This window comes from Paenibacillus sp. plas6 (assembly GCF_057221655.1).
Map to the genome: position 1 here is coordinate 1,172,616 of NZ_CM170151.1, position 12,530 is coordinate 1,185,145.

The 12,530-nt window shown below is 38.9% G+C and carries 10 protein-coding genes; 1 reads left to right on the forward strand and 9 read right to left on the reverse strand.

The window, feature by feature from the left end; translation table 11 throughout:
* Window positions 1–59: 59 nt before the first annotated feature.
* From AC2TDL_RS05285 to AC2TDL_RS05305, 5 genes are all read right to left on the reverse strand, one after another.
* Window positions 60–3,788: an alpha-L-arabinofuranosidase C-terminal domain-containing protein gene (locus tag AC2TDL_RS05285; RefSeq protein ID WP_484699153.1), complete on the reverse strand. Its 3,729-nt coding sequence runs from the start codon at window positions 3,786–3,788 to the stop codon at window positions 60–62.
* Between the two features lie 162 nt (window positions 3,789–3,950).
* Window positions 3,951–4,754, reverse strand: coding sequence for an ABC transporter permease (locus AC2TDL_RS05290; protein WP_484701050.1), 804 nt, complete (start codon window positions 4,752–4,754; stop codon window positions 3,951–3,953).
* 93 nt (window positions 4,755–4,847) lie between these two features.
* The gene (locus tag AC2TDL_RS05295) at window positions 4,848–5,864 is read right to left on the reverse strand and encodes a Gfo/Idh/MocA family protein (RefSeq protein WP_484699154.1); all 1,017 of its coding nucleotides are present in this window, start codon (window positions 5,862–5,864) and stop codon (window positions 4,848–4,850) included.
* A gap of 60 nt (window positions 5,865–5,924) precedes the next feature.
* Entirely contained in the window at window positions 5,925–6,764 is an 840-nt protein-coding gene (locus AC2TDL_RS05300; RefSeq protein ID WP_484699155.1) for a sugar phosphate isomerase/epimerase family protein, read from the reverse strand.
* Window positions 6,765–6,778: 14 nt separating this feature from the next.
* Complete coding sequence (locus tag AC2TDL_RS05305; protein WP_484699156.1) at window positions 6,779–7,468, reverse strand: carbohydrate-binding family 9-like protein; 690 nt, start codon at window positions 7,466–7,468, stop codon at window positions 6,779–6,781.
* Between the two features lie 67 nt (window positions 7,469–7,535).
* Here AC2TDL_RS05305 and AC2TDL_RS05310 point away from each other — a divergent pair, with 67 nt between their 5' ends.
* A complete protein-coding gene (locus AC2TDL_RS05310) occupies window positions 7,536–8,408 on the forward strand; it encodes a helix-turn-helix transcriptional regulator (protein WP_484699157.1) in 873 nt (290 codons plus the stop codon).
* Between the two features lie 82 nt (window positions 8,409–8,490).
* Here AC2TDL_RS05310 and AC2TDL_RS05315 read toward each other — a convergent pair whose 3' ends face one another.
* The 4 genes from AC2TDL_RS05315 to AC2TDL_RS05330 all read right to left on the reverse strand — a co-directional run bounded on the left by AC2TDL_RS05315 (window position 8,491) and on the right by AC2TDL_RS05330 (window position 12,528).
* Window positions 8,491–9,060 carry a YhcN/YlaJ family sporulation lipoprotein gene (locus AC2TDL_RS05315; RefSeq protein WP_484699158.1) on the reverse strand — a complete coding sequence of 190 codons (570 nt, stop codon included), beginning with the start codon at window positions 9,058–9,060 and terminating at the stop codon, window positions 8,491–8,493.
* An 80-nt stretch (window positions 9,061–9,140) separates the two neighbouring features.
* Entirely contained in the window at window positions 9,141–10,613 is a 1,473-nt protein-coding gene (locus AC2TDL_RS05320) for an extracellular solute-binding protein (protein ID WP_484699159.1), read from the reverse strand.
* Between the two features lie 62 nt (window positions 10,614–10,675).
* Complete coding sequence (locus AC2TDL_RS05325; protein WP_484699160.1) at window positions 10,676–11,581, reverse strand: carbohydrate ABC transporter permease; 906 nt, start codon at window positions 11,579–11,581, stop codon at window positions 10,676–10,678.
* Window positions 11,581–12,528 (reverse strand): ABC transporter permease, encoded by a 948-nt coding sequence (locus tag AC2TDL_RS05330; protein ID WP_484699161.1) that lies wholly within the window; start codon window positions 12,526–12,528, stop codon window positions 11,581–11,583. The genes AC2TDL_RS05325 and AC2TDL_RS05330 overlap by 1 nt, the downstream gene beginning before the upstream one ends.
* Window positions 12,529–12,530: the final 2 nt, after the last annotated feature.

Genomic DNA, 12,530 nt, shown 5'->3' on the forward strand with positions numbered 1-12,530 from the left:
CTGTCTCTCTTACGAATAATTCGCAAAAAGTAGTGTTCCCTTAATAATCTATTTCCCCCTCACTCAACCTTCACATAGGCATATGCTCTTACATACGTACCTGCAATTTCACCTTTCACCCTAAACATACCTGGCTTGCTTACTTGTGCAGCATCAATTTCCTTCCACTGTACCGCTGCCTCCTCTGTTAAGCCATCGCTAGTAGTTACGACGACTTTGGCTGGAAGGGCTGGCTTTTTACCTACTGCTGTTGTAAGCTGTACATCCTCTGCTTGAACGATAATCGGCTGATCATTAGTATGCAGGCGCATAATCGTAAGTGAATATGGCGGAAACTCATATTCGAAGGAAGCAGCCGCATGCTCGATTTGCTTTTGTTTAGGCACAATATTGCTATCATGTTCAAAAGAGTTTTCATCAGTTAATGCTGATGAGGCTAACTCAAATACGGTTGCGTTTGCTGCAATATAAGAGGCCCCATTGACATTTAACTTAGCCAACTGAGCATTTCCTGAGCTATTAACAACCTTTAAGATGATATCTCCTGTTTCCTTATCGACTGAAGCCGAGCTATACAGCGGCCCAGGCGTAATTCCTTCATCAAGCTCAAATAGCAATTGCTCATCCATATAGGCTTCAATCCGAGAACCATGCACTACAATTTTAATCTTATACGTTTTATTACTTGCAATTCCTTGATTAATAACTGGTGTAACAATACCTCTTGAACCATTCGAAGCTTTTTCAATAACGATCCGTGTATTGCCCCAGCCCCCTATGTTAAGCCAGTAATAGTTATTGCTATCAGTAGCAGCAAAACCAATTAAAAAGCCTTCATTCCCGCTCTTCTTAACAGCATCTACCTCAAGAGTATAGTTACTCCAGCTCTGCCCGATGCCAAGCATATAACGCGTATCTTCTCGACTGCTTGTTTGCTTAAGTACACCATTCTCAAGGCTCCAGCTTTCACCGTTAACTGCTTTAAAATCATTTGCAGTCGCACTGTCTGAAAAATCATTACTATATAATATTGTGCCGTCATGCGCAGTTACCACCAGATTGTCATACTCAACCTGCGTTGCCCATGTTGCTAGGAAAACAGAGCCAGTAATAGACTTCACTGTTTCGCTGCGTTTGATTGCCGTAATTGGCAGCGTCTGATCACCTTGATGATTCATAAACAGCTTCTGCACATAATAATTTGGCGTTTTTAAGGTTCGATATTGATCAAACCAAATCATATCAGGGGTCCATTGTGTAAAGCGGGAAGGCTGACGACTAAATAATGGCGCATATGAAGCCATCTCAACAATATCCGCATTGCGCTCCAGGCCCGTCATAAAGGCAGCCTCCGTTAATGCAGACTCCATATTGTTCCGCTTACCAACGCCATGCGATGCATATTCACCCACAAATACTTTTGCCCCGCTTCGACTAAAATCATCATAGCGGTTCACATTTTCTAACATCCATGAAGGTGACTGATACATATGCTCATCTACTAAATCTGCAGGATAATGGTTACGCGCTAGCCAGTTATAAGCATCACTATATGCTCCGTCATTCGGGAAGGCGCCTGAGCTGAAAATTAGCTTTATTTCTGGATGCTTTGCTTTGATCGCATCGTAGAACATTTTATAGCGCTCATAATATTTTTCACCCCACAGCTCATTGCCAATCCCTAAATATTTCAAATGAAATGGTTCAGGATGACCGTTCGCTGCGCGAATGGCCCCCCATTTTGTTGTAATATCGCCATTGGCATATTCAATTAAATTTAAGGCGCTGTCTATATAAGGCTGCAGCTCATTTAATGGCACAGTTTCAGGATTTGATGTACAGGATTCGATCCCTATAAAAATAACAGGCAGCGGCTCTGCACCGAGATCCTCTGCAAATTGGAAATATTCCCCGTAGCCTAAGCCAAACGATTGGTAGTAATTGTTTGCCCACTGATTGCGCTGAGTTTCTCGCGCAGCAACATCACCGATCGTATTTTCCCAGCGATAATGATTGTCCAGCGCCCCGCCTTCAACAATACAACCGCCAGGGAAACGCAAGAAGCCAGGCTCCATATCATCTAACAGTTCCGCTAAATCATAGCGCAAGCCATTGCTCCGATTGTTCCAAACTTTTTGCGGAAACAAGGAAACCATATCCAATGAAATTGTCGCCGGCTCATGGACTAACAGCACAAACTGAGCATTATAATCCGTACTACTAGCAGTGATTAAACATTGATGCTTTTGCCAATCCTTTGTAATTCCATCAACATTGCAGCTGCCATAATCTTTGCCTTCTGCACTGCGAAGAGCTGCGGTAATCGGCTGTGAAAGCTTACTGTCACTTTTTGCGTATAGGGAAAACTCATAAACTTCTCCGACTTCAACCGCAATGCCTGAGTAACCAGCATTGGAAAGCCCGACCCCATCTCCTGCATCTGTAACCGACAATTCTACATATTTATGATTGTTCTCATTCAGCGGCTTCTCGCTTAAAACTTTAATGGTGCCTTTACCCCCGCCAAGCTCCTCCAGCTTCCAACCATATAGCGGTACATTAAATTCAAAGGAGCGATTTTGTAAAAGCTCTGCATACAAGCCGCCATCTCCAGCATAGTTAATATCCTCATAAAATAAACCGAACATTGTTGGGCTAATATCATGTTTAGGGTTTGCTGCGTCTATATTCATTTCATAGGCAACAGCACCTTCTGCCCAAATCGTTAGCTGGAATTCTTTCGTATCGGTCACATTGTCTTTGCTTAGTGTTGCTACTAAAGTTACTTTCGCATCTGCTTCATCCTTTAATGGACGAGTAACCTTTCCTTCGTTGCTTACGTAAGCTTCATTGGAGGATTGCCAGCTTATCGAGGTTCCTAATGGACCATTAGTCGGTAATATAAGATCGTTTGTTACTTCTAATAGATTTACTCCGAGATCAAGCCAAGCTTTATCTAAGGCAATTGCTTCTGCCGCATTCATCGTTTCGCTCATAATTTGTTTAAGCTCAAGTTCACTTAGCGCTCGCTTATACATGCGATAATCATCAATCTGCCCAACAAAATTCGGATCAGAAGTGAATTGCGATTTACCGATATAATTAGCTGTTGTTGCCCCTAATTGATCTGGCGTAATCGTCAAATTCGTATTTTTAAGTACCTCCATCCCGTTGACATAAACAATCGCAGTCTTATCCTCAATCGTTACAGCGATATGCTGCCACTCGTCTGTTGTTGTAAAAGGAACACCGGCTAGCGACTGCACTGTATCGCCTAGCCGCATTTCAAATAATACGGAAGAACCATTATTTAGTGTTAAAAACATATAATTCGTAGTCGAGCTGCCAATATCAAAAACTCTTGCCCAAACTGGCAGCGACGAAGGCTTAACCCATGCAGCAATCGTCATCGCCTGTTGCTCTGCTGCAATCCCATTCGGCAGCTTTATATAGCCTCCGTTCAATTGGAGCGCTCCGCCTTCTCGTCCCTCCTCATAAGCAGCGGAGCCTACAATAAAACCATCATTACCATTTCCACTTTGATCAACTACTGTCGTACCTTCTCCTTCATTAAAGTTATAATGTAATATTAAATCCTCTTGAAAGCTTACATTAACAATGCCCGCATCTGGTTGTGTAATAGTTTGATGAACGCTTGATGCAGTGTTAACCTCGCTATCCCCATTATCTTTACCAGTAAATAACCAATAGAGCAGCCCTATCATTAATAAAACGATTACTAATAATAGCGTGATAAAAATATACCGCTCTTTTCTAAATTTCATCATATTCCCCCTCCATGCTACAATTGAATACGTTTTCATTTTAGGTTTTTGTTAATTTAATCATTAATAATTAATATCTTTATTAAATTCTACTATGGTTATTGTTAGAAATCAATCAATAAAAAAAGAGAGAATCTGTTTCCAGACCTCTCTAATCTCCCCTATCTACACGCTAACATCTCGCTTTGCAAATACGCTAAAGGCGATAACATGAAAAACAATAAAATAGACAGAAAGAACAATAACGGAAAACTGTAATGTCATTCCAGGCAACGGGGAACTTCCATTAAAATAAGGCGATAAATCTGTATTAGCAAACAAAATATATTTAGCCCATTCATATTTAGCAACTAGCCTCATCAGTACCTCGCCTAGCATTAATAGCAAGACAGAAATCGTAGTAGCTAAAGAGCTGCTGCGTAATACGGCAGACAACATAAAGGCAAGCGTAAAAATTATCAGTGATCTAATTCCTTCCGTTAAATAAACACGAAGTGTATCTAGCGCCATTGAGCTTTCCTGAACGATGCCATTCTTAACAACTAAATTAGTTGCAGCAAAACTATCAAAACCATAAATTACGCCCCCGATAATCAGCGAGCAAACAAGCAAAATAATGAAATTTAGAGCAGCAAAGAGCAATAATGCAATATACTTGGAGAATAATATTTTTATTCGAGACGCAGGGCGAATTAAGAGAAGTTTCACTGTGCCCCAACTAAATTCTGAAGCAACGATATCAGATGCTACCATAATAATAAAAACAGTAGCGATATAAATAATAAACGTCCATTCATTAACAATTATCCACAAAGATCCATCAGGGGCAATATCATGCTCTAATCTGTAGTTTTTCATTAAGATCGCATCATTAATGTTTTGCTTGTCTTGTTTACTTAACTCATCAGCATATTCGGTTAACTGGGCTTCATATGAGGCTGGGACAAAATAACCCAGCCTCTTAAATATTTATCAATAGTGAAGGATGGTGATTATACAAAAAACAGTAACAGAAAAGAAGAAAATTAAATGAGATTACTTTATGATTAAAAACCGATTAGATTATGAAAGTGAAACCCACTGGCCGCATTGTCGCGCAGATTGCTCTTCCGCTTCAATAATTTTTAGCGTCACATAGGCGCTTTCTGGAGCACTAGTTTCAATCTTTTCATCTTTTTCGATTTTTTCAATCATATAAACGAGCTCACGGTAATATCCATCGTCGCTTGGCAATTCAGGCACAAAACCTGCTCCGTCGTTAGGATTTACTTTAAGCTGACCATTTTTCAAAACGATATTACCTTTTTCAAAATTAACGCGGAATGTCATTTCGAAGCCATGATCTCCTTCTAACGTCCAGTCAGATTGTGCATTGACAACTTTACCGTCCGCATAGTAGTAATTTGTAGATACGATGTCAAAGCCCCCGCCTTGAGAAACAACATTTTTACCAAGCGTAGATACTCGCTCAGGAGTGCCAAATAGCCAGTTAATCATATCTGTGTCATGGATATGCATATCCATTAAGTTACCACCGCTTAATTCAGCATTCATAAACCAGCCTTTAGGCGCTTCTGAACCACGGAAGAAATAGGCGCCAGTTACTTTACCGAATGTTTGGTTATCAATAGTTTCTTTTAAGTATTCATAGAAAGGCCAGAAGCGTAAGCATTGACCGATTAACAGTTTTTTGCCTGATTTTTCTGCAGCTTCAATCATACGTTTTACACCTTCCGATGTTCTTGCTGCTGGCTTTTCACAGATTACATGATAGCCGCGTTCAAGCAAGTCGCAAGTTAAATCGGCATGCAGCGGAGTTGGCAGAGTAATATCAATTAAGTCTAGTTCTTCATTGGCTAGCATATCCTCGATTTGCTCATACAAATGATAATTGCTAAGATCATAAATTTCTTTACCAGTAGCCATATTGCCGTTAGCTTTCGCATTTTTCAATGTTTCAATTGCAATATCGCATACTGCTACTAGCTTAACTTGTTTTCCTTCGCTCATTAAACGCTCGTAGTTGTCAAAATGCATGCGTCCCATAAATCCGAATCCAATTAATCCAACCTTTAACATGTTAGTGCCTCCGTCTTTTCTCTAAAATAATTAATTAATTCTCTTCTATCTCTAGCAAAATTATCTACCTAAAATCGCATCCATCGCTTTAGAAGCGTTATAAATAATTGTATTGCCATAATGTTTGTAGCCTGGAATCATTTCTGCAGTAACATAGTTGTTATAGCCGATTTTTTCTAGCTCTTGTACTACAACTGGATAGTTCACATCACCAGCAAGCAAATCTACGAATCCATGCAAGCCGCCTGCCTCACGACGGTAATCTTTAAAGTGAACCTTTTTAATGCGAGAGCCTAAAATTTGAATCCAATGCTCTGGATAACCATTGTAAACTACATTCCCTACATCAAAATAAGAACCTACAAATTCGGAATTTACTGTATCAATAAATTGCTTCATTTCTAGCGGGGATACTAAAAACTTGTTCCAAACATTTTCAAGTGCGATGCTTACCCCATAGCCTTTGGCATCCACAGCTAACTCTTGAATTGCTGCAAGGGCACGCTCATAAGCTACCTCATAGTTGACTACTTCGCTATTCGGAATAAAATCTACTCCTACAGCACCTGGAATAACTAGAATTGCATCTACCCCAAGAATGGATGCAAACTCAAGCTGTTTCTTACAAACATCTTTAGCTTTTTGGCGAGTTTCAGCATGTTCACTTGTCATTGGATAATCCCAATAAATTCCTGTTGCAAGTCCAGCCACTTCAAGCCCTGCATCTTCGACACGAGCTTTAATTTCAGCAATTTCTTTTTCAGTAGATTGTAAACCTAGCTCACCGCTGCCGTTTAGTGACAACTCAATCCCCTCAAAGCCTGCATCTTTTGCTATTTTAATTGCTTCTGAAATAGTTGTTCCTTCTGCAAATGACCAAATATTAATGCCTTTTTTCATTTATTATCACCTCATTATGATTGTAAAAGCAGAGTTCCAAAGCGCTGTGGCAAATGATATTGCACTGCTCCTGTCGGACTCCATGCTTGATATTCACGTGTGCCGTCTCGTTTTTCATCAATACGATAAAAATTCACCTTAAATTGCTGTCCTTGCGTAAACGGCTGCTGAAAGTTTTCGGCGTAAATACCAACGTAGTAGGTATAGCAACCTTCATTTACCTTGACCACATCTGTTTGCAAATGAACAGCATCCCATTCCAGTTCTGTTGCTAAAATTTTTCCGGCCCCATCATTATGTATCATTGCATCAAACACAATATTGTTAGGGCTAACCTCCAGCTCGATATAACGTTTACCAGTGCCAAGCTCATCAATAAAGATTTCAATAACATCCTGTTCATATAACGGGTCATCATGCTGAGTAAAATCAGAAACAATGTAATCGTCCAAACAGACAAACTGAAAGAATAACATCTCCTCTGTCCAAAAAGAGCGAACATTGGTTGTTTCAGACAAGCGACTTCCTGTTACAGTATCGACTAGCTCCACTGCAGGAATTTGCTCCCAAGGGAAGTCAGTAATTCGCTTAGCACGATACTCCTTGGATAAATACGTACTGGAATATAGCTTATTCTCGATAATTACTAACCACCTTTCTACTGCTCTTTCGCTGTTTATGTTAAAATTATAATCAACTAACACTTTTTTTTATTTAGATTCATCAGAAATAAAGTGGACAATCCCGACATTTTTTAAGGAGAATTCTAGCATGCTGCAAATTCCATTCAAACAATGGTCTCCAAGCATACATTATGCACAAACACAAACGCTCGAACGGCAAAAATTAAATAGAAGAAGACTATATGATTGTGAGCTCCTCTACGTTAGCAAAGGTGAGGCTGCAACGATAATGGAGAACCAAGTTTATCACTTACATGAGGGTAATCTTATCTTCTTAGCTCCGGGTGTTTATCACCAAAATGAAGTGCTAACTGAGCAAGCTTCCTTTATTGGTATACATTTTAGTTTTTTGGATAATTCCGACATTATTACCGAGGAAGATATGATAGTCAATGAACAGGATGTACAGGAACATAAATTTTCGGCAGAACTTATACAAGCACCATTCGCTAAGCTGTCTGCAGATCCGCTCTATCGACCTACGCATTCCTGTGTAAAGCTTATGGAGGATTTAGTGCATGAGTTTAATCATCGAGCACCTGGTTATGAGCTCATTTGCAAAGGATATATGCTGCAAATTTTAACGTTATTGCTGCGCTCGCAATTTACGAAGCGATTAGAGGAAAAATCCGTCCATAGTGTTGCAATTCGTAAAATTATTAAAGATATTCAGGATAATCCTGCTTATCGCTGGACGAATAAACAATTTGCTAAAGAAATGAACGTAAATGAAGATTATATGGCAAAACTTTTTAAGTTATTTGTCGGTGTAAAGCCTAGTGTCTATATCGCTGAAACTCGCCATCATCTAGCAAGAAAGCTGCTAAGAGAAACAAATCTTTCGATCGAAATTATTGGGGAAAAGGTAGGATATGACGATCCTCATTATTTTAGTCGTATTTTCCGCAAATATGAGGGAATATCGCCGCGCGAATACCGTAAACTATCGCGAGTGTTATAGGAAAAGCTGTTTTGGGGTAAATTAAATCCGAAGGTATGACTTTATATTTGCAGTACCTTCGGATTTAATTTGTTTTTTAGTATTAGCGTAATGGCTCTGTTACCATTTTTCCCATATCTTCTAATAAATTTTCAATGTCCTGAGCCATGTTACGAATTGGATGGCCGTCCATTGGAATAATCTCGCCTTTAATTTGGCGAATTCGTTCGTGCAATTCTGCATCGCTTGTTACATGCACATCATATCCTGAATAGTTCGCTTGCAAAGTCTTTTTTATCTTTTTTTCGATTTCTGCTGCATTACGATTGTCCGTAACATCAAGTCCAACTACAATATCATTTCCATTAACAAATACCGTTGCATCGTCGACTCCGTTAATTTTCTTAACTTGTTGTAATAGTCGCTCCTGCTGTTTATCAATATCTCTTGCATTCAACATACTGTCGTTACGAATCTTATCATTTGCATCATTATTACTCGAGTCACGGTTACGATTGAGATTTTGATCAAATAAATGGTTCATACGGTCAGTCGACTGACTTCTAACCCCATTTATTTCCCTAGCTGTATCGTTGTCTTCTCTACCGCAAGCGGTCATACTGGCAATTAATGCAGCGCCTATTGCTAATACTGCAACACGTTTGTACATCATATATGTCTCACCTCCAACATATATCATGCACAATAATTTTGCTTTTAAAGCTGGTGTATCTTCTCAATTTTAAGTTTTTATTATTTGTTAGCTAAAAATTCATCAAGTTGACGTTGGTATTCAGCAACATATTCATCAATGCCAGCTTTTTTCAAGGCAGCAATTGCATTAGCATATCCTTCTTCATACTTCACAAAGCCTGTACGTAATGCTGCTATTTCTTTACCTGCAACTTCAGTTAATGCTGTTTCGATTTGCTTTACATTTTCATTATTAAACTTAAAGCCTAAAGATTCAGATACTTTTGCATCTTTATCCCAGTCTAGGTAATTATCAATATCAGCTTGCTCAATATTTGGAGCAAACATTTGATAGTTCAAATTTCTAAACATCCACTCATAGAAGAAGTCATTAGATGACAGCTTGTTAATACGTCCATCCACAATCTCATAGTCTTTACCTTCTGCGCCATATAGGGCAAATAAGTAGTTTTCTTCAGATCCATACAGCCAGTTAAGGAATTTCATCGCACCTGCAGGATTTTTAGCTGAATATGGAATTACCAACACTTCACCGCCAGTAGCTGTGATATAACGAGGTTTTTCATCAGCTAGAAGATAGGATTTCAAGACAGCATTAGGAGCTGCTGATTTAACCGTACTAATGATTTCCATTTCTTTTCCAACTGAACCTTCAACCCATAAGTACAAACCAGTCTGCATACGAGAGTCGCGTTCGTTATATTTAATTGTTAAATCTTCTGTATACAGGCCTTCGTCATACATTTTGTTATTAAACTTCACCAGCTCCTGGAACGCTTCTGTTTCATAATAGCTGTATGCTTTTTTCGTTTCTTCGCCAAATACAACAAGATCCTCTGGACTAATAAAGTTGTATTGCTCATCCGCATAATAACGAGTAAGCGGCTTAAAGACTGGATCAGCTGGACCTTTCATTTCAGGGAATTGCTCTGCGGCGCGCTTCGCGAATTCATACAAATCATCTGTTTCTTTGATTTCCGTCATACCGACTGCTTCAAGAATATCTTGACGTACAGTTACCAATTGGTACATAGCCGAGGATGGAGCATATGCAGAAGGAATACCATAAAGTGTGCCATCTACTTTACCGCCCTCTAATTGCGATTCTGGCAATACCTTTAGCAGATTTTGGCCGTATTCATTAAGTAAATCATCTATAGGTTGTGCTTGCTTATTGTTTACGATTTTAGCTAGATCTGCAAGACCATCCCAATATAAATCAATCGGCTCTGATGCAGCAAGCATTATTTCTTTGTTTTCCCAATATTGAGACCAAGGAACAAAAGTGAGTTCAATTTTGAGGCCTAGCTCACTTGCCATTTTTTCAGCAAACTCATTATCTAAAAATTGTGTAAATCGTTCACTAGGTTCACCAGGATACAGAATGTTAACAGTTTCTAACTTACCTGAGTTTGAGCCACCGCTACTGCCTGTGTCATTTTTACTTCCACAACCAGCAAGCAACGACGTTGAGATAGCTGCTACAGCAAGTACATTCAACCACTTTTTCATATTGATTCCTCCATTTTTCATTTTGTTTATATTAATCCTTGCTGGATTAATTATTTAGTCTCCTATTCCTTTACTGCACCTGCCATAACCCCTTGTACAAAGTACTTTTGTACAAAAGGATATAGAAACATAATTGGACCAATTGTAATCATCGTAACTGCCATTTTTACCGTTTCTGCTGGTAATGTAAGACTTGATGCAGCACCGGAAGGAACACGTCCTGAGCTAATCGCATTTACATTCGATAGAATATTAAATAGATAGTATTGCAGCGGAAATAGATCTTTGTCGTTAACGAAGATGAGCGCATGCCACCAATCGTTCCAATACGTTAGTGCATACATTAGACCTACCGTCAACATCCCTGTCTTGCAAAGCGGTAAAGCAATCCTCCAATAAATCGTGAAATAATTTGCACCATCAATTTCTGCTGCTTCAAACAGTGCTGGTGATATATTGGAAAAATAAGTTCGCATGAGGAACATATTCCAAACGCTAAACATCATTGGCAAAATTAGTGCCCATATCGTATTTTTTAATCCAAATACGTTAACACAAACGATGTACCAAGGAATTAATCCCGCTGAAAAAATAATTGTAAAGTTACTAAAAAACGCTAAATAATTGCGATATTTCAGACTTTTTATCGATAGAGCAAATGCCATCATACTAGTAACTAACAGAGAAGCAAGTGTGCCGAATACCGTAATAAAGATTGTTACGCCATATGACCTTAAAATACTAGAACCACTATGAATGAAAATATAACGATACGTATCTAGCGTAAAAGCTTGCGGTATAATAGAGTAACCATTTCTTGCTACTTCGCTCTCAGCTGACAGGGATACGCTGATAACTAAAAGCAAGGGATACAGGCATGCAAGAGCGAATATTCCTATAAATAAATAAGCAAACCACGTAACAGCACGATCACCTAATGGAACTTTTTGCGCATGTGCATGTGTCATTAGAATAATCCCTCCCCGTCATTGAATTTCTTAGCTGCTCTATTAGCTATCGTAATTAAAATTAACCCCATTACCGATTGGAACAAGCCTACGGCTGTAGCATACGAGAAGCCTAATGTGCGCATAGATTGATAGACATATGTATCAATGACCGACACATCCTCGATTAGCACCGGGTTATTACCAATTAATCCGTAAATCATTCCAAAATCACCATAGAAAATGCGACCTACATCTAGTAATACAAGGACAACAATTGTCGGTTTCAGCATCGGAACTGTTAAACGCATAATTTGTTGGAATCTGCTCGCACCGTCAACTTTAGCTGCTTCATATAAGCTACTATCGAAATTTGACATTGCAGCCATATAAATAATTGAACTATAACCGCTCCACTTCCATACGTTTGAAATAATAACGATTGCCTTCCAATATTTTGGCTCTGAGTACCAGCGAATGGGTTCTAATCCTAATGCCTCAAACAAATTGTTGACAATCCCTACATCGGAGGAGAAAAAACCGTAAAGAATAGCTCCTACAACAACCCATGAAATAAAGTATGGAAAAAACATCATACTTTGTGTAATGCTTTTATATTTTTTAATTGCAATTTCATATAAGCAAATCGAAATGGTAACAGGAATAAGGACGCCTAAAATAATACTGAACGTATTAATAAACAGCGTATTGTAGATGACCTTCCAACCCATACTGCTCTCAAAGAAAAACTTAAATTGTTGCAAACCAACAAATTTACTTCCAAAAATTCCATCTACTACATTGAAATCTGTAAAAGCCATATACACTCCGCCAAACGGAATATAGCAAAACATAATTAGCAAAATTAGAGCGGGCACACACATGAGATAAAGCAGCCAATGCTTTCTCATTTCATAGACGAACCCTTTTTTCATTGGGATATCTGATGTTTTTTGTAGAGAGCTCATTA

Excerpts from the sequence above, each read along its gene's own strand:
- AC2TDL_RS05300 (WP_484699155.1), bottom strand. The coding sequence starts at position 6,764 with ATGAAAAAAGGCATTAATATTTGGTCATTTGCAGAAGGAACAACTATT.
- AC2TDL_RS05325 (WP_484699160.1), bottom strand. The coding sequence starts at position 11,581 with ATGACACATGCACATGCGCAAAAAGTTCCATTAGGTGATCGTGCTGTT.
- AC2TDL_RS05320 (WP_484699159.1), bottom strand. The coding sequence starts at position 10,613 with ATGAAAAAGTGGTTGAATGTACTTGCTGTAGCAGCTATCTCAACGTCG.
- AC2TDL_RS05310 (WP_484699157.1), top strand. The coding sequence starts at position 7,536 with ATGCTGCAAATTCCATTCAAACAATGGTCTCCAAGCATACATTATGCA.
- AC2TDL_RS05285 (WP_484699153.1), bottom strand. The coding sequence starts at position 3,788 with ATGATGAAATTTAGAAAAGAGCGGTATATTTTTATCACGCTATTATTA.
- AC2TDL_RS05330 (WP_484699161.1), bottom strand. The coding sequence starts at position 12,528 with ATGAGCTCTCTACAAAAAACATCAGATATCCCAATGAAAAAAGGGTTC.
- AC2TDL_RS05295 (WP_484699154.1), bottom strand. The coding sequence starts at position 5,864 with ATGTTAAAGGTTGGATTAATTGGATTCGGATTTATGGGACGCATGCAT.
- AC2TDL_RS05315 (WP_484699158.1), bottom strand. The coding sequence starts at position 9,060 with ATGATGTACAAACGTGTTGCAGTATTAGCAATAGGCGCTGCATTAATT.